The 20144-nt window shown below is 72.1% G+C and carries 15 protein-coding genes; 6 read left to right on the forward strand and 9 right to left on the reverse strand.

What is annotated here, in order from left to right:
• Positions 1 to 19: 19 nt before the first annotated feature.
• Positions 20 to 2074 carry a tetratricopeptide repeat protein gene (locus tag IEZ01_RS35670; protein ID WP_189202316.1) on the forward strand — a complete coding sequence of 685 codons (2055 nt, stop codon included), beginning with the start codon at positions 20 to 22 and terminating at the stop codon, positions 2072 to 2074.
• Here IEZ01_RS35670 and IEZ01_RS16355 read toward each other — a convergent pair.
• The gene (locus IEZ01_RS16355; RefSeq protein WP_189202318.1) at positions 2058 to 2528 is read right to left on the reverse strand and encodes a carboxymuconolactone decarboxylase family protein; all 471 of its coding nucleotides are present in this window, start codon (positions 2526 to 2528) and stop codon (positions 2058 to 2060) included. The two genes, IEZ01_RS35670 and IEZ01_RS16355, sit on opposite strands and share 17 nt — an antisense overlap.
• Before the next feature lie 40 nt (positions 2529 to 2568).
• On the opposite strand from IEZ01_RS16355, the gene IEZ01_RS16360 reads away from it, so the two are divergent.
• Positions 2569 to 3120 (forward strand): MarR family winged helix-turn-helix transcriptional regulator, encoded by a 552-nt coding sequence (locus IEZ01_RS16360; protein ID WP_019887299.1) that lies wholly within the window; start codon positions 2569 to 2571, stop codon positions 3118 to 3120.
• 4 nt (positions 3121 to 3124) lie between these two features.
• Here IEZ01_RS16360 and IEZ01_RS16365 read toward each other — a convergent pair whose 3' ends face one another.
• The 5 genes from IEZ01_RS16365 to IEZ01_RS16385 all read right to left on the reverse strand — a co-directional run bounded on the left by IEZ01_RS16365 (position 3125) and on the right by IEZ01_RS16385 (position 7992).
• Positions 3125 to 4147, reverse strand: coding sequence for an SGNH/GDSL hydrolase family protein (locus IEZ01_RS16365; RefSeq protein WP_229832994.1), 1023 nt, complete (start codon positions 4145 to 4147; stop codon positions 3125 to 3127).
• A 144-nt stretch (positions 4148 to 4291) separates the two neighbouring features.
• Positions 4292 to 5284 (reverse strand): aldo/keto reductase, encoded by a 993-nt coding sequence (locus IEZ01_RS16370; RefSeq protein ID WP_189202322.1) that lies wholly within the window; start codon positions 5282 to 5284, stop codon positions 4292 to 4294.
• A gap of 186 nt (positions 5285 to 5470) precedes the next feature.
• Positions 5471 to 6040, reverse strand: a complete 570-nt coding sequence (gene thpR, locus IEZ01_RS16375) for an RNA 2',3'-cyclic phosphodiesterase (RefSeq protein WP_019887303.1) — start codon at positions 6038 to 6040, stop codon at positions 5471 to 5473.
• 158 nt (positions 6041 to 6198) lie between these two features.
• Positions 6199 to 7518 (reverse strand): MFS transporter, encoded by a 1320-nt coding sequence (locus tag IEZ01_RS16380; RefSeq protein ID WP_189202324.1) that lies wholly within the window; start codon positions 7516 to 7518, stop codon positions 6199 to 6201.
• Positions 7519 to 7545: 27 nt separating this feature from the next.
• The gene (locus tag IEZ01_RS16385; protein ID WP_019887305.1) at positions 7546 to 7992 is read right to left on the reverse strand and encodes a MarR family winged helix-turn-helix transcriptional regulator; all 447 of its coding nucleotides are present in this window, start codon (positions 7990 to 7992) and stop codon (positions 7546 to 7548) included.
• 143 nt (positions 7993 to 8135) lie between these two features.
• Here IEZ01_RS16385 and IEZ01_RS16390 point away from each other — a divergent pair, with 143 nt between their 5' ends.
• Positions 8136 to 8318, forward strand: coding sequence for a hypothetical protein (locus IEZ01_RS16390; RefSeq protein WP_019887307.1), 183 nt, complete (start codon positions 8136 to 8138; stop codon positions 8316 to 8318).
• A gap of 24 nt (positions 8319 to 8342) precedes the next feature.
• Here the strand turns inward: IEZ01_RS16390 and IEZ01_RS16395 are convergent, their stop codons facing one another.
• Positions 8343 to 9794: an NCS2 family permease gene (locus tag IEZ01_RS16395; RefSeq protein WP_189202326.1), complete on the reverse strand. Its 1452-nt coding sequence runs from the start codon at positions 9792 to 9794 to the stop codon at positions 8343 to 8345.
• A 145-nt stretch (positions 9795 to 9939) separates the two neighbouring features.
• Between IEZ01_RS16395 and IEZ01_RS16400 the strand changes: the two genes are divergently transcribed.
• From IEZ01_RS16400 to IEZ01_RS16410, 3 genes are all read left to right on the forward strand, one after another.
• Positions 9940 to 10218 (forward strand): DUF2530 domain-containing protein, encoded by a 279-nt coding sequence (locus IEZ01_RS16400; protein ID WP_019887309.1) that lies wholly within the window; start codon positions 9940 to 9942, stop codon positions 10216 to 10218.
• 88 nt (positions 10219 to 10306) lie between these two features.
• Positions 10307 to 12718, forward strand: a complete 2412-nt coding sequence (locus IEZ01_RS16405; RefSeq protein ID WP_189202328.1) for an HAD-IC family P-type ATPase — start codon at positions 10307 to 10309, stop codon at positions 12716 to 12718.
• 114 nt (positions 12719 to 12832) lie between these two features.
• Positions 12833 to 15370 carry a hypothetical protein gene (locus IEZ01_RS16410; RefSeq protein WP_189202330.1) on the forward strand — a complete coding sequence of 846 codons (2538 nt, stop codon included), beginning with the start codon at positions 12833 to 12835 and terminating at the stop codon, positions 15368 to 15370.
• 491 nt (positions 15371 to 15861) lie between these two features.
• On the opposite strand, the gene IEZ01_RS16415 is transcribed toward IEZ01_RS16410, so the two are convergent.
• Together IEZ01_RS16415 and IEZ01_RS16420 are read right to left on the reverse strand one after the other, a co-directional pair.
• The gene (locus tag IEZ01_RS16415) at positions 15862 to 18969 is read right to left on the reverse strand and encodes a sacsin N-terminal ATP-binding-like domain-containing protein (protein WP_189202332.1); all 3108 of its coding nucleotides are present in this window, start codon (positions 18967 to 18969) and stop codon (positions 15862 to 15864) included.
• A 152-nt stretch (positions 18970 to 19121) separates the two neighbouring features.
• Positions 19122 to 20027, reverse strand: a complete 906-nt coding sequence (locus IEZ01_RS16420) for a DUF3027 domain-containing protein (RefSeq protein ID WP_019887315.1) — start codon at positions 20025 to 20027, stop codon at positions 19122 to 19124.
• Positions 20028 to 20144 lie beyond the last annotated feature (117 nt).

Raw genomic sequence — 20144 nt, forward strand, 5'->3', positions numbered from 1 at the left:
CCGCGCTACGGTGCAGGGCATGGGGGAGAACAACGTCACCGGCGGTTCGCTGGAGAACGTCGTCCAGGCCGGGTCCATCGGCGAGCTGACGATCAACTCCGCCGCGCGCCCCCAACTCCCCCGCCCTTTACGCGATCCGGCCCGCTGGCCCCTGGCCGCCTCCTGGGACGCCCTCGCCGCCGGCGCCCACCGCGCCCGCCCCGGCGCCGACGGCACCACACTCCCCCCGTACGTCCCCCGGGACATCGACGCCCGCCTGCGGGAACGGATCGCCCGGCCCGGCCTGACGGTCGTGGTGGGCGACTCGACGGCCGGCAAGACGAGAGCCGCGTTCGAGGCGGTACGTGAGGTCCACCCGGGCCGTCGCGTGGTCGCCCCGCCCCCGAGCACGGCGCTCACCCTCGTCCCCGAAGCGATCGAGACGGCGTCCGCGCCGTGCCTTCTGTGGCTGGACGACCTGGAGCGCTACCTCGGCCCGGAGGGGTTGGAGCCGGACGTGCTGGACGACCTGGTGCGCTTGGGGGTGCCGGTGGTGGCGACGATGCGGCTGAAGCAGTACGCCACCTTCAGCGGCGGCCGGGACCGTACCGTCGGCACGGAAGTCCTCCGCCTCGCCGAGGTCGTCGACCTGGATCGCCTCTGGTCGGCAGACGAACTGGCCCGGGCCGAGGCCTGCGACGACATCCGCGTCGCCGACGCGCTTGCCCACCACGAGCGGTACGGCGTCGCGGAGTACATGGCTGCCGGCCCCGCACTGTGGAGCGAGTGGGACCGGGCCAGGAAGACCACCGGCCATCCCCGCGGCGCCGCACTCGTCGCCGCGGCCGTCGACCTGAGCCGCACGGGCCTGCCCGGACCGTACACCTCTGACCTGCTGACCGAACTGCATGGCGCCTATCTCACCAAGGCGGGCGGGGAGTTGCTCCGACCGGAACCCTTGGACGAGGCGTTCGCCTGGGCCGGGGACCTCCGGCACGGCGTGACGAGCCTGCTGCTGCCCGCGGACGGCGGACTGTGGCTGCCGTTCGACTACCTCGTCGACCACGCGGAGGACCAGGTCCCGGAGGAGGTGTGGCAGGCGGCGTTGAGGGTGGCGGACGACCGCGACCGCCATGCGATCGGGTACAGCGCCTGGGAGAAGGCACCGCACATCGCGGAGGCCGCGTTCCGCTCTCTTGCCGAATCCGGGAGCGCCGAGGCGATGACAGCACTCGGACTGGTCCTCGCCCTGGACGAACGCGTCGAGGAGGCCGAGAGATCACTGCGCTCGGCCCTCGAACATGGGTATGTGTCCGCCCCTTACGCGCTCGGGGTCTTCCTGTACCTCCAGGACCGCCCCGCCGAGGCCGAGCCTCATCTCCGTCAGGTCGTGGCCGAGGGCACCACCGCAGCCATCACTCCCCTCGCCGACCTGCTCGCCACCGCAGGCCGACACAGCGAGGCCGAGTCCCTCCTGCGCGTGGCCGTGGCGTCGGATCTGCCGGAAGCTCCGCTTCGCCTTGCCGTGCTGCTCACCGACATGGGCCGCCACGACGAGGCCGAGCCGATGCTGCGGGCACTGCACACGGAGGCCGAACCGCTGGTCGTGGTCCCCCTTGCGACGGTTCTCAGCGCCTCTGGCCGCCAGGAGGAGGCCGAACACCTGCTGTGGCAGGCGCTGCCCGAGGGCTCACCCAGCGTCGCTCTCAAGCTCGCCACCCTGCTGATCGACACGGATCGCAGGGAGGAGGCCGAGCATGTCCTACGCCCCCTTCTCGCCAAGGACGACCTCAGTGCGGCTGTCATGCTGGGCGGACTGGCCTTCGTCGACGGCCGCTTCGACGAGTCCGCGGCCTTGTTCCGCCGCGCCATCGCCGACCCCCGGGTACCCGCGTTTCTCGGCAGGGCCCTGGCCAAGGCAGGCCACTCCGAAGAGGCCGAACCGCTGCTCCGGACGGCAACCGAGAACGGTGACAGCAGCGCTGCCCGGAGCCTGGCCGAACTCCTCATCCACACCGGCCGCTCGGCCGAAGCCGAAGAGCTGATGCGCGCCCATGCCACCCCGGAGGCGGACGCCCTCACGCCGAACGAGTAAGCCGGTTCGCCAACGTCGACAGCGTGTACGCGCCGATGCCGAGCACGACCTCCAGCGCCTGCTGCCGGGTGTAGCCGGCAGACAGGAACGCCGTCAGTTCCTCGTCGCTCACCGCGCCCGCCGACGCCAGCACCTGGTGCGTGAACCGGGCCACCGCCTCAAGGGGGGCCTTGTCCGGCGCCGGGCCCAGCTTGGCCAGCTTCGCCTCGTGCAGGCGGATGCAGATGTGGCACTGGTTGCGCGTGGCGACGGTCAGGATGACCGTCTCGCGGGCGTGCGGGTCCAGCGTCGTCTGCTCGAACAGGGCGCTCAGCTTCAGGAAGCCGTCCAGGGTGTGCGGGGACTCCGCCATACGGGCGACCGCCTGCGGGAGGTGGCCGAAGTTCGTGGTCACCGCCTCCATGGCGCGGCGGGCGGCGGGCGGGGCGGTCTCGACGGTGTGGTCGGTGAACAAGGAGGCTCCAGGAGAAGGCAGGGAGGATAGAATCGACAACATGGTTGACCAGTTCGACGCGAGAAACGTAAACCAGGTTGTCGATCCCGGCAAGAGGGTTTCCCCGGAACCCCCCGCGGACCGACCCGGCTTCGAGCTGCCCCTGCTCCTCTTCGCCGGCTTCCGCACCCTCATCGACCGGCTCCACGCCGAACTCGCCCGCCAAGGCCACCCGGACGTCCGCCCCGCCCACGGCTTCGCCCTCCAGGCCATCGCCGCCGGCGGCCCCGGCGGCGCGACGGCCAGTGACGTCGGGCGGCGGCTCGGCGTCTCCAAGCAGGCCGCCGGCAAGACCGTCGACCGGCTCGTCGCCCTCGCCTACGCCGAACGCGCCGACGACCCCGCCGACGCGCGGCGCAAGCTCGTCCGGCTCACCCCGCGTGGGGTCGACGTCCTCACCCGCTCCGCCGCGATCTTCGACGCACTCCGCGGGCAATGGGCGGCCACCCTCGGCCCGGAACGGCTGGCCGGGATCGAGGACGGCCTGCGGACGGTCGTACCGCCCGAGACCGCCTTCCGCCTCGACGCCACCAGCTGGCTCGGCGCCCCCTGACCGGCTAGGCCGGCCCCCGCCCGTACATCCGGGCGATCGACTGCGCGACCGTGTCGCCGTACGCGTCCCGGCCCGTCTCGTTCGCCTGGAGGAACCACGGCACCTTCTGGTGCAGCAGCGTCACCATCGACGGCTCCAGCAGACCGCCGACCGCCCGGTCCGCCCCGTCGCACGCGGTGGACGCCCCGCTCACCGCGTACAGGTCCACGAAGTGGGCGTGGTGCTGCTTCGCCTTCTGCCGCATGAGGGTGTTCAGCGGCCCCTGCACCTTCGTGTCGAGGAAGGACAGCGCCGCCTCCGGTACGTCCGCCAGCGGCTTCCCACCGTCCGGCAGCTTCGCCCGGCACAGCTTCGTGTCCTTCGGTACGAGCCGGGGATAGCCCACCAGGACCACCTTCGCCGACGGGGACTCGCTGCCGATCTCCGAGAACAGCTTGTCGAGGTCCTTCCCCGTCTCCTCGAAACGGGCCGCCAGCCACGCCTTCCCCGCCCCCCGCGTGAAGTACGCCGTACAGTCCGCCGCCCGGGAGCGGCTGCTCACCGCCTTGTCCGGCAGCAGCGCCCCCTCCGCGCCGCGCAGCCGCGCCGAGCACTGCTTGAGGATCCGGCCGAGACCGACGGTGTTCGCCCCGAGCCCGGCGACGACCAGCTCGGTCGACTTCGCGAGGACCTTCTTCTGCGGCTGCGCGGTCATGCCGCCGCCAAGGTCCTGCTCCTCCCAGACGTGGTTGAGCCTCGCCCCGGCGCAGGCGACGTCCGCGGTGATGTTCAGCAGGATCGCCTGGTCGGCGAGCTGGTCCTCGATGACGTCGGGAAGATTCTCCTGGGCCCGTACGCACGGCAGCCGGGTCTCGTCGACGGGCGCGATGCCGTACCCGCCGACGAAGGCGTCACCGAGGAAGACCGTCGGGATGGCGGGTGGGTTCGCCTTAGCGGAAGGTGCGGTTCCGGATGGGGCAGTGAGGGAGGGCGCGGCCGTCGCGAGGGCGACGGCCAGGACGACAGCGGAGATGCCTTTCAGTGCCATGTGACGCATTCAAGGCGCACACGCACCGTGATCACCGCTGTTCAAGCCCCTTCTCACCCACCCGAGCGAAGCCGCCCCGCCCAAACCGCCCGGGCCGCAGCCCCGACGCGAAGACGCGAACGGCCCGCCCCGCCCGGGCCCACCTCACCAGGCAAACGCCTCCGGCGACGGTCCCGGCCCGGGGAAGATCTCGTCAAGGCCGGCCAGCACCTCGTCCGAGAGCTCCAGTTCCAGGGCGCGCAGCGCGCCGTCCAGCTGCTCGGGCGTACGCGGGCCGACGATCGGGCCGGTGACACCGGGGCGGGTCAGCAGCCAGGCCAGCGCCGCCTCGCCCGGCGCGAGACCGTGCTTGTCGAGCAGGTCCTCGTACGCCTGGATCCGCGCCCGTGCGGCGGGGTCGGCCAGCGCGTCCGCCGCCCGGCCGGAGGCGCGGCGGCCGCCCTCGACCTCCTTCTTGATGACTCCGCCGAGCAGGCCGCCGTGGAGCGGGGACCACGGGATCACGCCGAGGCCGTAGTCCTGGGCAGCGGGGATGACCTCCATCTCGGCGCGCCGCTCGGCGAGGTTGTACAGACACTGCTCGCTGACCAGGCCGACCATCCCCCGGCGCGCCGCTGCCTCGTTGGCCTGCGCGATCTTGTAGCCGGGGAAGTTCGAGGAGCCCGCGTAGAGGATCTTGCCCTGCTGGATCAGGACGTCGACCGCCTGCCAGATCTCGTCGAACGGCGTCAGACGGTCGATGTGGTGGAACTGGTAGACGTCGATGTAGTCGGTACGGAGCCGCTTGAGGCTGGCCTCGACACCCCGGCGGATGTTGAGGGCCGACAGCCTGTCGTGGTTGGGCCAGACCGGCTCGCCGTCGACCGTCATGTTGCCGTAGACCTTGGTGGCCAGCACGGTCTTGTCCCGGCGGCCGTCGCCCTGGGCGAACCAGCTGCCGATGATCTCCTCGGTCCGGCCCTTGTTCTCGCCCCACCCATACACATTGGCGGTGTCGAAGAAGTTCAGACCCGCGTCGAGCGCGGCGTCCATGATCGCGTGGCTGGTCGGTTCGTCCGTCTGCGGACCGAAGTTCATCGTGCCGAGGACGAGTCGGCTGACCTTGAGTCCGGTGCGTCCGAGCTGCGTGTACTCCATGGCGCACAAGCCAACTGCTTTGAGTCCACTCCAGGCAAGGGCCCTGTCCCAGAGGGCCGCCGGGCCTGCCGGCCGACGCGCAGGGGCCTACTGGCCGACGGCCGCCGCCACGGCGATGATCGCGAACATCAGTACAAGCACACCGGCCATGATCCGGTTTCGGGTCTTCGGGTCCACCCTTCGAGGTTAACCCGCGCCCTTCAGCGGCCAGGAACCGACCGTCTCGTACCGCGGCTGCTCCCCCGCCACGCCCCGTACGGGAAGGTTGCTGCGCACCAGCGCCAGCTCGGAGACCTGCCAGCGGGTGCCCTCGAAGGAGGCGAGCGCGGCGACGAAGGGCCGCAGGTCGGTGTGGTCGCGGCTGCGGGCCAGGGTGAGGTGAGCCTGGTAGCGGCGGTGCTCGTCCATCGGGACGCCCGAGCGGCGGGCCGCGGCGTCGGCGCGTTCGGCGAGCAGGCGCAGCTCGTCGAGGCCGCCGGCCGCGCCCGCCCACAGGGCCCGGCGGCCGAAGTGGCCGCCGCCGTGGACGCGGAGGGGGAAGGGGTCGGTGCGGTGGGCGGCGCGGGCGAGGCGTTCATGGAGTTCGGGCAGGAGCTCGTCGTCCACCTCGCCCATGAACGCCAGGGTGAAGTGCCAGCCCGGCCGTCCGGTCCAGCGCAGCCCCTCCGCGCCGGGCAGTCCCCTGAGCCGGTCGACGACGTGCCCCACCTCGGTCAGCTGCGCCGGAGGCGGCAGTACGGCAGCGAAAAGCCTCATGACACGAGTCTGGCAGCACCGGCCCCACCGGTGGAGGGGGTCTCCCCCGCCCCCGGTGGTGCCGCCACCCGCCGACCACCGGGCCGCCGTCACGCCGCGGTCGCCGGCTTCCCGAGCCGTGCCCTGCCGGGTGCGTCACGCCACGGTCGCCGGCTTCCTCATGCCGCGGGTATCAGCTTCCGTCTCTCCACGAAGCGGACCTCGGGATGCCCCCGGCGCCAGCCCACCGCGACCTTCAGGCCGCCCACCCGGGCCAGGACCAGACCGACGGTGACGGCCGCCGCCAGCGAGATCAGACCGCCCGCGGCGAAGCCGACGCGAGGGCCGTACGTGTCCGTGATCCAGCCGAAGAGCGGGGCCCCGAGCGGCGTACCGCCGGTGAAGACCATCATGAACAGGCTCATCACCCGGCCCCGCATCGCGGGGTCCGTCGCCATCTGGACGCTGGAGTTCGCCGTGACGTTGACGGTCAGGCCGAACATGCCGATCGGGACCATCAGCGCCGCGAAGAGCCAGAAGGACGGTGCGAACGCGGTCACGATCTCCAGGAGGCCGAACAGCGCCGCCGCGCCGACCAGCAGCCGCAGCCGGGAGGCGCCCCTGCGGGCGGCGAGCAGGGCGCCGGCCAGGGAGCCGGTCGCCATCAGGGTGTTGAGCAGGCCGTACGTGCTGGCCTCGCCGTGGAAGACGTCGTCGACGAAGGCGGAGAGCCAGATCGGGAAGTTGAACCCGAAGGTGCCGATGAAGCCGACGAGGACTATGGGCCAGATCAGCTCGGGGTGGGCGGAGACGTACTTCAGGCCTTCCCTGAGCTGGCCCTTGCCGCGCGGGGCCCGCTCGACCTTGTGCAGTTCGGACGTACGCATCATCAGCAGCCCGACGACGGGCGCGAGGAACGACAGGCCGTTGAGCAGGAACGCGTAGCCGCTGCCGACGGCGGTGATGAGGACACCGGCGACGGCGGGGCCGACGAGCCGCGCGGACTGGAAGTTGGCCGAGTTGAGGCTGACGGCGTTGGCGAGGTCCTTGGGGCCGACCATCTCGGCGACGAACGCCTGGCGGGCGGGGTTGTCGACGACGGTGACGAGGCCGGTGACGAAGGCGGTGGCGTAGACGTGCCAGACCTCGACATGGCCGCTGAGGGTGAGGACGGCCAGGGCGAGCCCGGCCAGGCCCATCGCGGACTGGGTGAACAGCAGCAGCGGCCGCTTGGGCAGCCGGTCGGCGAGGACGCCGCCGTACAGCCCGAAGAGCAGCATCGGCAGGAACTGCAGCGCGATGGTGATGCCCACCGCGGAGGCGGATCCGGTGATGCTGAGGACCAGCCAGTCCTGGGCGATGCGCTGCATCCAGGTGCCGGTGTTGGAGACGACTTGCCCGCTTGCGAAGAGCCGGTAGTTACGGCTCCTGAGCGAACTGAACATGGAAGTAGGTGCGGTCGGTGCGGGGGCGGAGTCTGCTCCGGGTCCCGTACTCAAAAGGGGTCGCCTCCTTGGCGTCTTACGTCATGACAGATGTGCGAGCTTCTCCAGCACGGGGGCGGCGGCGCGCAGCTTGGCCCACTCGTCCTCGTCCAGGCCCTCGGCGAGGGTGGCCAGCCAGGCGTTCCGCCGGCGGCGGGACTCTTCGAGCATGGCCTCGGCCCGCTCGGTCTGGGTGACCACCTTCTGCCGGCGGTCGTCGGGGTGCGGCTCCAGCCGGACCAGTCCCTTCGCTTCGAGCAGCGCGACGATACGAGTCATCGACGGCGGCTGGACATGCTCCTTGCGGGCCAGCTCGCCGGGGGTGGCTGAGCTGCACATCGAGAGGGTGCCGAGCACCGACATCTCGGTGGGGCTCAGCGACTCGTCGACTCGCTGGTGCTTCAGGCGCCGGCTCAGCCGCATGACGGCCGAGCGGAGGGAGTTCACGGCAGCGGTGTCGATGGCGTCGCCGTGGGACAGATCTGGCATGTCTTTAGGATAACTCATTACTCTCGCTAAAGACCAATGAGTATGTGGCGCCGCCCGGTTTCCTTCGGAACTATCACCCGAAGGAGTGAGCCGGGTCCGGAAAGTGACGCATCCGGGCGCCGGCTGCGGCGAACCTGACAGACATGGGATCGACAGTGCTCAGCCTGCGCATAGATGGTGAGCTGCTCGACCGGCTCCGGGGGCATGCCGCCAAACGCGGAATGAGCGTCCAGGACTATGTGGTCCGGACGCTCATGCGCGACGACTTCGACGAGCGGTTCAAGACCGCCGTGGACGAAACCGAGAAGTTCTACGGTCTGAGGTGAGGCGTGAGGCCTGAGTGAGGCGGCTTACGTGAGGCCGAGCGCCGGCATCGCGTAGTAGAAGACGAACACCGCCGAGACGACGTACATCGCCGCCGGGACCTCCCGGCCGCGGCCGGCCGCCAGCCGCAGCACGGCGAAGGCGATGAAGCCGATGCCGATGCCGTTGGTGATCGAGTACGTGAACGGCATCATCACCATCGCCAGGAACGCGGGGACGGCGATCGTGAAGTCGCTCCAGTCGATGTCCTTGATCGACCCGGCCAGGATCAGGAAGCCGACCGCGAGCAGCGCGGGGGTGGCCGCCTGGGACGGGACCATCGTGGCGAGCGGGGTGAGGAAGAGCGCCACGGAGAACAGCGCACCGGTGACGACGGACGCGAGTCCCGTACGGGCCCCCTCGCCGACGCCGGCCGTGGACTCCACGAAGCAGGTGGTGGCCGAGGAGGAGGTGCCGCCGCCGGAGGCGACCGCGAGGCCGTCCACCAGCAGGACCTTGTTGATGCCGGGGAAGTTGCCGTCCTTGTCGATCAGCTTGGCCTCGTCGCCGACGCCGAGGATCGTGCCCATCGCGTCGAAGAAGCAGGACAGCAGGACGGTGAAGACGAAGAGGCAGCCGGTGAGCAGGCCGACCTTCTCGAAGCCGCCGAACAGGCTGGCCTCGCCGACCAGACCGAAGTCGGGCGAGGCGACGGGGTTGCCGGGCCACTTCGGGTTGGTCAGGCCCCAGGACGGGACCTTCGCGACGGCGTTGATCACCATCGCGACGACCGTCATCACGACGATGGAGATCAGGATCGCGCCGGGCACCTTGCGGATGATCAGCGCGAGGGTGAGCAGCGTGCCCAGGATGAAGACGAGGACCGGCCAGCCGCCGAGGTGGCCGTCGGCACCGAGCTGGAGCGGCACGGTGGTGTGGGCGGCGTCCGGGATGCGGGAGACGAAGCCGGAGTCGACCAGGCCGATGAGCATGATGAACAGGCCGATGCCGATCGCGATGCCCTTGCGCAGGCCGACCGGGACGGCGTTCATCACCCGCTCGCGCAGGCCGGTCGCGACGAGCAGCATCACGACGAGGCCGGCGATGACGACCATGCCCATCGCGTCCGCCCAGGACATCCGGGGCGCGAGCTGGAGCGCGACGACGGTGTTGACGCCGAGGCCGGCGGCGAGCGCGATCGGGACGTTGCCGATGACGCCCATGAGGAGCGTCGAGAAGGCGGCGGTGAGGACGGTCGCGGTCACGAGCTGGCCGCCGTCGAGCTGGTGCCCGTACATGTCCTTGGCGCTGCCGAGGATGATCGGGTTCAGCACGATGATGTAGGCCATCGCGAAGAAGGTGGCGAAGCCACCACGGACCTCACGGCCGACGGTGGAGCCGCGCTCGGAGATCCTGAAGTAGCGGTCGATGCCGGAGACGGGACCCTGGGGGCCGCTGGGCTCCGGGGAGGTGGCCTTGGCGGTGGCCATGGTGCTCATGGGGTTCCTCTGCGGAGATGGTGTCCATTTGGCGGTTCATACGAAGGAAACCCGCCTGAGGCAAACCGTTTCAGTATGAACACATGAACGAAGAGGAGTCCATCTCCGCGCGTAGATCCCATTTCTGGCCGCCTAGACTTGGGCCATGGCCAAATGGACCCCCACGCACGAGGCGCCCGAGCCCCTGGAGGGGCCCGTCGTCGCCACCATCACCGGCGGCACGATCCTGTGGTTCGTCCTCTTCCTGGTGCAGGTCCCCTTCTACGGCTGGTTCGACGACCGCGACGCCACCTGGTGGGTGTGGACCTGCCTGGCCGGCGCCGGGCTCGGGCTCATCGGCATCTGGTACGTACGCAAGCGGGACGCCGCGATCAAGCGCGACGCGGCGCTCAAGGCCGCCGCGGCGGAGTCCGACCGCGTGTAGTGCCTGGGGACCATTCCCGTCCTACCCCGGTCTGATCTTCCGCCCGCTCGGGGGGTGAACGCGCCCCTCCGGTCGTACCGTCGGAACCATGACTCAGCGGGCGGAGATCGGCACGGACGGCGGCGAGCCGGCGGCGGGGCCCGGGCGGCCCGTTGTGCACCGGCCAGGCGGGCTCACCTCCGCCGAGGTCGCCGAACGCGTCGCCCGTGGCGAGGTCAACGACGTACCCGTCCGCTCCAGCCGGTCCACCACCGACATCATCCGCGGCAACGTCTTCACCCGCTTCAACGCCATCATCGGCGTCCTGTGGGTGATCATGCTCATCGTCGCGCCGATCCAGGACAGCCTCTTCGGCTTCGTGATCCTCGCCAACACCGGCATCGGCATCATCCAGGAACTGCGCGCCAAGAAGACCCTCGACGGACTCGCCGTCATCGGCGAGGCCAAACCCACCGTCCGCCGCGACGGGGTCTCCGCCGCCGTCTCCACCTCCGAGATCGTGCTCGGCGACCTCATCGAGCTCGGGCCGGGCGACAAGGTCGTCGTCGACGGCGAGGTCGCCGAGGCCGACAACCTGGAGATCGACGAGTCGCTGCTGACCGGCGAGGCCGACCCCGTACTGAAGAAGCCCGGCGACCCGGTCATGTCCGGGTCGTTCGTCGTCGCCGGCGGCGGCGCGTTCACCGCCACCAAGGTCGGCCGAGAGGCCTACGCCGCCCAGCTCGCCGAGGAGGCCTCCCGCTTCACCCTCGTCCACTCCGAGCTGCGCTCGGGCATCTCCACCATCCTCAAGTACGTCACCTGGATGATGGTCCCCACCGCGATCGGCCTGATCATCAGCCAGCTCGTCGTCAAGGACACCAACTTCAAGGACTCCGTCGCCCGGACCGTCGGCGGCATCGTCCCGATGATCCCCGAGGGACTCGTCCTGCTCACCTCGGTCGCCTTCGCCATCGGCGTCATCCGGCTCGGCCGCAAGCAGTGCCTCGTCCAGGAACTCCCCGCCATCGAGGGCCTCGCGCGCGTGGACGTGGTCTGCCTCGACAAGACCGGCACCCTCACCGAGGGCGGCATGGACGTCACCGAGCTGCGGCCGCTCAACGGCAGCGACGAGGCGTACGTACGGAAGGTGCTGGGCGCCCTCGGCGAGTCCGACCCGCGCCCCAACGCCTCCCTCCAGGCGATCATCGACACCTACCCCGACAGCGAGGACTGGCGCTGCACCGAGTCGCTGCCGTTCTCCTCGGCCCGTAAGTACAGCGGCGCCGCCTTCAGCGAGGGCGACGGCGAGGCGTCCACCTGGCTGCTCGGCGCCCCCGACGTGCTCCTTGAGGCCGACGACCCGACACTGGCCGAGATCGACCACCTCAACGAGCAGGGCCTGCGTGTGCTGCTGCTCGCCCGCGCCGGGCGCGAACTGGACCACCCCGACGTCGCCCGAGACGCGGACGCCACCGCCCTGGTCGTCCTCGAACAGCGGCTGCGGCCCGACGCCGCCGACACCCTCGCCTACTTCGCGGACCAGAACGTCGCCGCCAAGGTCATCTCCGGCGACAACGCGGTCTCCGTCGGCGCCGTCGCCGGGAAGCTCGGCCTGCCCGGCGCGGACCGGACCATCGACGCCCGCACGCTGCCCGCCGAACGCGACCGCATGGCCACGGCCCTCGACGAGGGCGCGGTCTTCGGCCGGGTCACCCCGCAGCAGAAGCGGGACATGGTCGGCGCCCTCCAGTCGCACGGCCACACCGTCGCCATGACCGGCGACGGCGTCAACGACGTCCTCGCCCTCAAGGACGCCGACATCGGCGTCTCCATGGGCTCCGGCTCCGAGGCGACCCGGGCCGTCGCCCAGATCGTCCTGCTCAACAACAGCTTCGCCACGCTGCCTTCGGTGGTCGCCGAGGGCCGCCGGGTCATCGGCAACATCACCCGGGTCGCCACGCTCTTCCTGACGAAGACCGTCTACTCGGTCCTCCTCGCCGTCCTCGTGGTCTGCTCGCAGGTCGAATACCCCTTCCTGCCCCGGCATCTGACCCTGCTGTCCACGCTGACCATCGGCGTCCCGGCCTTCTTCCTCGCCCTCGCCCCCAACAAGGAGCGCGCCCGGCCCCACTTCGTCCGCCGGGTCATGCGGTACGCCATCCCCGGCGGCATCATCGCGGCCGCCACCACCTTCACCACGTACCTCCTCGCCCGCTCGCACTACAGCGGCCCCGGCGCGCTCGACGCCGAGACCAGCGCGGCGACGCTCACCCTCTTCCTGGTCTCCATGTGGGTGCTGGCGATCATCGCCCGCCCCTACACCTGGTGGCGGATCGCCCTCGTCGCCACGATGGGCGGCGGCTTCCTGCTCGTCCTGGTCGTGCCCTGGCTCCAGGACTTCTTCGCGCTCAAGCTCGTGGGGACGACGATGCCGTGGGCGGCGGTCGCGATCGCGGCGGCCGGGGCGGCGCTGCTGGAGTTCGCCTGGCGCTGGGTGGACCGCAAGTTCCCCGCGTAAATCCCCGGTGAAAGCGGGGTGGTGGGTGATCTACCCTGTGCCCACAGCGTTCGCTGTGACACCTGCGGGCGGAGTTCCGCCGCAGGTCGCTGAGGGTGGGGAGATCCGCGAGAGATGCGGAACACCGGCATATCCGGAATTGCGCGAATCGGCGCCACGGGCGCCCTGGCGTCCGCGCTGGCCGCGGCCGCCGTCCTGATCGCGCCGGCCGGCGCACAGGCCACCGAGGGCCCGGCGGCCCCCGCGCAGGCCACCGCCGCCCCGGCCGGCGCCACGCTCGCCACCGGCGAGCGCCTCGAACTGACCCCGGGCGCCAAGAAGGGCGCGGCGCCCGACTTCCGGGTCCTCCCGGCGCCCGGCGCCGAACAGCCCGGCCGGTACGCCTTCGCGCACACCGGCGGCGAGCTGGAGGTCCAGCCGCACGGGCGGAAGCAGCCCGTGCCGTCCACGACGGTGAAGACGGGCGTGGCCTCGACGTCGGCCGCCCCGGCGGAGTCCTTCGCGGGCACCTCCAACCAGAGCGTCACGTTCTCGGTGGCCAACACGACCGCCGCCGCCGGCTCGCTCATGCGCGTCTTCAACCTGTCGACGTGGATGTCGTACGAGGTCGACACGGACCAGTACGACCTCACCGGCAAGGCGAGCCTGCCGGCGGGCACCTACCTGGCCCTGATCTCGTACTCGAGCCCACAGGACCCGTCCTACCTGCTCGCCAAGGGCTTCACCGTCGGCTCCGCGCCGGTGTCGGTCGTCTTCGACCAGGCCGCGGCCAAGGAGGTCGGGATCGTCCCCGACGACCCGACCGCGCGCCGTGCCAGCGCCTCCGTGTGGCTGACCACCCCCAAGGGCGCCACGTTCGGCGACGCGGGTGGCCGCGGCCGTACGTTCGTGACTCCGCTGAGTGTGACCGGGGTCAAGGTCGTGGTGCACGAGATGCTCACCAAGAACGGCCCGGCCACCTACAAGCCCACTCCGTACCTCTACGACCTGGTGCACACCTTCGAGCGGACGGTGCCCACCACGGCGATGGTGAAGGTCGCCACGAGCTCCCTCGCGAAGACCACGACGACGCTGCGGGCGCAGGCCGGCGACCAGACCGGCACCCTCCACTCGTATCCGAAGCTGCCGGAGGTCTCCCCGCAGACCTGGGCGCCGCTGTACATGCCGAGCACCATCACCGAGTACGTCACCCCGGGCCTGACCTTCGGCCGGTTCGGCCCGCACGGCCTGACCCTGGCCGACCGGACCCTGACGGGCACCGGCGCCCCCGAGACGATCGGACGTGCGCCGTTCGGCCCGAACAGCTCCCAATACGGCACCGACCGCACCCGTTACCTCATGTGGATCCGGGAGCCCAACTCCGTCGGCGACGCCGACGGCAACGACGGCAGCCCCGGCGGGTACCACTCGATGAAGCTGACCTCGCGCGGAACGGTCCTCGGCGAGCAGCGCAACATACCGACGTCGCAGAGCTTCGCGAGCGTCACCGTGCCGGAGGAGCCGACCCCGTACCAACTGGTGCACGACGTCACCCGGCGGGCCCGTCTGTCGACCCGCGTCACCCGTGAGTGGACCTTCACCTCCGACGGGTACTCCAACACCACGCCGGTCGGCGAGCGAATCAACGACCTGGTCGACGTCACCTTCGACACCACCGGTCTGGACATCCGCAACACCGCCGGCACCGCCCCCGTCACGATCTCCGCGAAGGCCGCCTCGCGCGACGCGAACGCCACCGCGACCCTGACGGGCCTGGAGTACTCCCTGGACGACGGCGCCACCTGGACCGCGGTCACGGTCCCCGGCACCGAGGTCTCGGCCTCCGCCGAGGTCACCGTCCCGGCCACCGCGCGGTTCGTGTCCCTGCGGGCCTCCGGCAAGGACAGCAACGGCGCCACCAACCGCTCCACGGTCATCCGCGCCTTCGCGGGCCCGGCGTCCACCACCCTGCCGAGTGAGCAGGCCGGCGCCACCACCCTGACCGGGCTGAGCGTCAACGGCGGCAAGCCGATCGTCCTCGACGGCTCCTACGGGCTCAACTGGCTCGAGGCAGAGGGCAAGTTCACCGCGAGCGACCCGGCCGGGATCCGCCGCGCCGGCATGTACCTCTACCGGGGCTCGTACGAGCGGCCCACCGGGGTCGTCGACATGTACTCGACCGGGTGCACGAAGACCGACGCCGCGACCTCCACCTGCACCTTCACCACGATGCTCGCGCCCGCGGAGCTCGCCGACAACACGCTGGCCGGCACCTGGAACGTGGCCGCCTTCGCCGAGTCCCTCGACGGCACGAGCTTCGTCGACAACCACGCCGCCGGCACCGTCCGCATCATGCGGCCGACGGCGCTGACCACGGACGCCGGCCCCGAGCCGGTCGCCCGCGGCGGCAAGCTCACCGTCACCGGCACGCTCACCGTCTCCGACTGGCTGACCGGCAAGAAGGTCCCGTACGCGGGCCGTCCGGTCACCCTGGAGTTCAAGAAGGCCGGCACGACCACGTGGTCGAAGGTCCGCACGATCACCACGCCCTCCACGGGCAAGGTGACGACGACGCTGGCGGCCTGGCACGACGGCTACTGGCGGCTGACGTCCCCGGCGACCGACACGACGACGGCGGTGGCCGGGCCCGCCGACTACGTCGACGTGCGCTAGCCACAGAAAACGGAGGTGAAGACGCCCGGCCGGGGTTTCCCGGCCGGGCGTTTCGCGTGGACGACGTCGGCGTTTTGAGTCAGCGGGCAGCAGAGGTCCACGGAGGGCAGGCAGCACCGCCCGCGCCTGCTCCATCAGCTCAGGGTCGGTTGACGGCGCATACGGGCCTGGCGACCGCGGCCGGGAACGTAGAGGCGGGCGAGCATGCTGGGAGTCGTCGATCGGTGGCCGTCAGTTGCACCGAATTGCGAAAGCAGTTGGCGGGGGCGTGGTTGCGCGCAACCTGCGACATGACGAAGCGCCCCCTCCCGCCCGAAGGGGAGAAGGGGCGGTGGTCATGGAGACATCAGCTCACGGAGCGCCGCAACGATCCGCCGGGGCGGGTACACACGTCCCACGTCCGGCGGGCGCATGCCGTCCCTGCGGATGGCAGCGGTCCGCTGCGACCAGGCAGCCGGACGCGGTACGCCCGTAGCGCCGGCTTCCGCGGCTCAGTCGAACCAGCGGTCCCGCGCCAGCTCCGCCGTCCGCGACGGGTCCTCCAGCAGGGCCGCCACCTCGAAGCGGCGCGGCCACTGGCCCGCCGACCAGGCCAGGCCCGCCGCGACGCCCTCCAGGGTGGCCGCGTGGATCACCCCGTCCGGGGTGCGGCGCCAGTCCAGTTCGACGCCGCCCGCGCGCAGTTCGTCGTGCTCGACGTACACGTCGGGGGTGGCCGCGCCGAGCAGGGCGTGCACCGACGGCGGCACCTCGTGCTCCTCGCCGAGCGAGGTCACCTCCGCCTCCACGGTCTCGCCCAGGCGCCGGACCTGGAACAGGTCGGCCAGGTCGGCGGCGCGGGTCGGCGAGACCGGCAGCAGCGGCAGCCCGCCCGCGAGAGGCAGCAGGTCGGGGGCGTCGGCGACCACCGCGTCGGCGGCGTCCACCACCCGGACCTCACCGTCCACGACCGCGCGCAGCTCGTCGGGGAGGGTGACCTGCTCGGGGTCCAGGTCGGCGAGGGCGGTGTAGAGGGCGTGCAGCTGGGCGCCTGTCACCTGGCGGTCGGGGTCGGCGAGCCGGCCGAGGAGTTCGGCGGCGCCGCCCGGCTCGTCCAGCAGGGCCGCGACCGACGTGCGCACCCCGAGCGCCCGCAGGACCTGCTCGTCCTCAAAGCCGGTCGCGTCGGCGGAGTCGTACAGACCGGCCAGCAGCGGGTCGGTGCCCGCGGCGCGCAGGCCGGCGGGGCGGCGGCCGTCCAGGACGGGATGGTCGCGCAGCCACCAGGCGGTGTAGGGCCGCACGGTCTCGGTGGTGCCGTCGGGCAGCAGGATCCGTACGGGCTGGGTGAGGGCGTCCCGCAGCGGCGGCCGGGCGAGCATGGCGAGCGCCTGCGGCCAGGCGTCGTCGTCGACGAGGTCCAGGTCGCGTACCGCGACGATCTCGGTGGCCACGGGCGGTACGGGCGTGTCGGGGAGCCGGTCGAGGACGTCCTCGCACCACACGTCGACGGCGTCGAGCAGGCCGGCGTCGTCGGGCTCGGGGAAGTCGCTGTCGCGGGGCTCCAGCTCGTCCGGGTCGAGGACGACGTCGGTGGCGCGGACGAGGGCGAAGGTGGCGAGGACGCCGCAGGCGGCAAGAGGCTGTTCGCCCCAGCGGTCGGCCAGCTCGGCGTCGCACAGGGCGAGTTCACCCTCGCGCATGACGGCGGCGAACGGCGAGCCGGGCAGGACGAGTTCACCGGCCGGGGCGAGTTCGCCGTCCTCGTCGGGCAGGGCGAGCGCGCCCAGCCAGGGCTCGTCGCCCGGTTCGAGTCCGGCGTCGCGGACGAGCGCGAGGACGGTCTCGGCGAGCTCCTCGGCGTCGAGGGTGCCGGCGTCCTCGTCCCAGACCTCCCCGGCGTCGAGGGACGCGGCGACCGCCGCCCGCACCTGAGGGGTCGTCAACACGGCGCGGGGGGTGGCGGGCAGGGCGCCGAGCTTCTCCAGGAGCGGGTGGGCGGCGTCCGCGTGGGCGACCTTCAGGCCGAGCCGGGCCAGGTCGGCCGGGGTCTCGGGCAGCGGCAGCAGGATCTGCCGGGGGCCGATGGTGGTGCGGCCCGAGGCGAGCGGCACGGGCAGGCCGGTGAGCCGGTCCGGGTCGACCCCGGCGAGGCTGTCGTACAGCCGCCACCACCAGTCCGGGTCCTTCTCCAGGCCGGCGAGGCGGTCGATGGCGTCGGTGAGCGGGACCCGGCCGACGCCGAGGGTCCGCAGCTCGACGCGGCGTTCGAGGCCGGCGGGCAGCAGCGTCGGCAGCACCTCGGCGAGGACACGTACGGTGTCGGCGCCCGCGCCCTCGACGATCTCGGCCTCCAGCGGCCGCAGCGCGGGCAGTTCCTCGGAGGGGGCGGCCGGGGCCAGGAACGCGACCCGGCCGAGCCGCTGAAGGACGGCCGCGCGCAGCGCCCCGTCGAGCTCGCCCTTGCCGAGGGGGCCGGGCACGAGGTCGATGGTGGCGGACGTCACGGGCGCCCAGGCGGCGAGGAGTTCGGCGTAGGCGTCGGCGGCGCGCTGCACCAGGAAGTCGGTGAGCGGGCCGGGCGCGGGATGGCGGCGGGTGGTGTCCAGCGGCAGGGTCGCGATCAGCAGGGCGGGCACACCGAGCGGTTCGTCGGTGGGGGTGGGCGCGTGCACGACGGGCGCCGTACGGGGGGTGAGGGGGGCGCCGTCGGTGTCGACGGGGACCGCCCAGACCACGGACCAGTGCGGGCGCAGCCGCTCCTCGACGGGCCGGCCCTTGAGGAGGGCCGGGTCGATGGCGCCGCCGTGGGCGACGGTCCGCCAGCGGCTCGTACCGCCGAGGCTGTCGTCGATGTGGACGTAGGAGCCCTGCTGGGAGCGGCGCAGGACGCGGACGCCGTCGCCGGTCTCGATGACGACCTCGGCGAGGCCGGGCAGGGTGAGCAGCAGGGCGTCGTCGACGGAGCGCAGCAGCCGCTCGGTCAGGTCGACGGCGGCCGCGTCGCGCAGGGGCAGCACGACGACGGTGTCGTACCCGTCGGGGGCGGTGCCCTCGGCGGGCAACGGAAGCCGCAGCAGCGGCACATGGCCGTCGCGGCGGCGCAGTTCGTCGCCGAGGCCGGGACTGGCCTTGGCGGCCTCGCGGGCCAGCTCGGAGGCTTCGGCGAGGGACCAGCGGACGCCGCCGTGCCGGCCGAGGACGGCGGGTTCGTCGCTGACGGCGAGGACCGCGGCGAAGCCGACGCCGAAGCGGCCGACGGCGGCGGTGTCGTTCTCCCGCTTGGCGGAGGCGCGCAGCGTGGACAGCGACTCGACGCCGGTGGCGTCCAGCGGGGCGCCGGTGTTGGCGGCGGCGAGGACGGCGGGCGTGTCGGGGCCCGCCGGGTGGAGGGTGAGCCGCAGCCGGCCGGTCACCCCGGCGCGGGCGGCGGCGTCGGAGGCGTTCTGGGCCAGCTCGACCACGAGCCGGTCACGGTAGCCGCCGAGGGCGAGGTCCTCCTCGGCGTTGGCGTCCTCGCGGAAGCGCGCCGGGCTCGCCCCCCAGGCGTCGAGGACGCCCCGGCGCAGCCGGGCGGTACCGAAGGGGTCGGCTCCACCGGTCGTCGTCCTGACGCTCACGCTGTGACTCCACTCTGTCCGGGCCGCACGGGACGTGCCGCGGGCCGAAAGGTACCGCGCCAGCGCGCGTACCCTTCAACGCCGTCGGAACCACCCGTCGCGGACCCTTCAAAAATAGATCCAGGCGGGCCGTCACCGCGCACGGCGCCCGGTCAGGAGTGGCCGAGGTCCTCCGAGGCGCCGTCCGTCTCCGGCGGGACCGAGCCGCTGTCGCGGGCCGGGCGGAGCCGGAACTCGTCGGCGCCCATCGAGTCCAGGACCGGCGCGGCCGGGCGCGGCGGCTTCGGCATGACCGCGGCCTCGGAGTGGCCACCGCAGCCGTACGCGAGGGAGACCACGTGCCCGTCGGCCGGGGAGAACTCGTTGGCGCAGACACCGAAGGCCTGCTTCAGGGAGCCGGAGAGCGGCATCAGGAAGGCGCAGGACGCGCAGGTCGCGGGGGCGGCCTGGGCCATGGGCGTCTTCGCGCCGAACGCCTCCTCCCAGCGGTCGGCGGCCACGTGCAGCCCGTACCGGGAGAGGACCCGGGCCCGCCGCATGCCGAGCTCCTCGGCGACCGAGGCGATGGCGCCCCGGGACGGCGTACGGGAGGTGATCTCCGCGTCCTCGACGTCGAGGTGCTCGGCCATCTCCTCGGAGACGGCGGAGTTCGGCGGCGGGGCGTCCTCGCCGCTGTATCCGGGCTCCAGGCGAAGGTCGTCGGCCTCGGTGGGCAGCAGGTCGCCCGGGCCCAGGTCGCCGGGGCGCAGCCGCTCGCTCCACGGCACCCACTCGGGGGCGAGGAGTGCGTCGGGTCCCGGCAGCAGGACGGTCTCGTCGAGGGTGACCAGCTTGGCCCGGGAGGCGCGGGTGACGGTCACCGCCCAGCGCCAGCCGCGGTAGCCCGGCTCCTTGCATTCGAAGAAGTGCGTGACGACCCGGTCACCCTCGGCGACCACCTCGACATGTTCGCCCACGACGCCGGGCGCGGCGGCCTCCTCGGCGGCCTCCCTGGCGAGGTCTACCGCCTCGGCGCACAGGCGGTCGGGGGTACGGCTTCGCGTCGTCGCAGCACTCACAGGTCTCGCTTCTCTCCTACGCCGTCTCACGGGTGCGCCTGGCCGATTCGCGATGTACGGGCAGCGGGCGGAGCGGACCAGGGGGCCGCATCGACGTCCGCGCCCGACGTCCCTCGG

The organism is Streptomyces purpureus (genome assembly GCF_014648195.1).
Classification (GTDB): Bacteria; Actinomycetota; Actinomycetes; order Streptomycetales; family Streptomycetaceae; genus Streptomyces; species Streptomyces purpureus.

Coding starts and splice junctions, on each gene's coding strand:
- IEZ01_RS35670 (WP_189202316.1), top strand. CDS start 20: ATGGGGGAGAACAACGTCACCGGCGGTTCGCTGGAGAACGTCGTCCAG.
- IEZ01_RS16360 (WP_019887299.1), top strand. CDS start 2,569: ATGGTTGACCAGTTCGACGCGAGAAACGTAAACCAGGTTGTCGATCCC.
- IEZ01_RS16365 (WP_229832994.1), bottom strand. CDS start 4,147: ATGGCACTGAAAGGCATCTCCGCTGTCGTCCTGGCCGTCGCCCTCGCG.
- IEZ01_RS16370 (WP_189202322.1), bottom strand. CDS start 5,284: ATGGAGTACACGCAGCTCGGACGCACCGGACTCAAGGTCAGCCGACTC.
- thpR (WP_019887303.1), bottom strand. CDS start 6,040: ATGAGGCTTTTCGCTGCCGTACTGCCGCCTCCGGCGCAGCTGACCGAG.
- IEZ01_RS16385 (WP_019887305.1), bottom strand. CDS start 7,992: ATGCCAGATCTGTCCCACGGCGACGCCATCGACACCGCTGCCGTGAAC.
- IEZ01_RS16390 (WP_019887307.1), top strand. CDS start 8,136: ATGGGATCGACAGTGCTCAGCCTGCGCATAGATGGTGAGCTGCTCGAC.
- IEZ01_RS16395 (WP_189202326.1), bottom strand. CDS start 9,794: ATGAGCACCATGGCCACCGCCAAGGCCACCTCCCCGGAGCCCAGCGGC.
- IEZ01_RS16400 (WP_019887309.1), top strand. CDS start 9,940: ATGGCCAAATGGACCCCCACGCACGAGGCGCCCGAGCCCCTGGAGGGG.
- IEZ01_RS16405 (WP_189202328.1), top strand. CDS start 10,307: ATGACTCAGCGGGCGGAGATCGGCACGGACGGCGGCGAGCCGGCGGCG.
- IEZ01_RS16410 (WP_189202330.1), top strand. CDS start 12,833: ATGCGGAACACCGGCATATCCGGAATTGCGCGAATCGGCGCCACGGGC.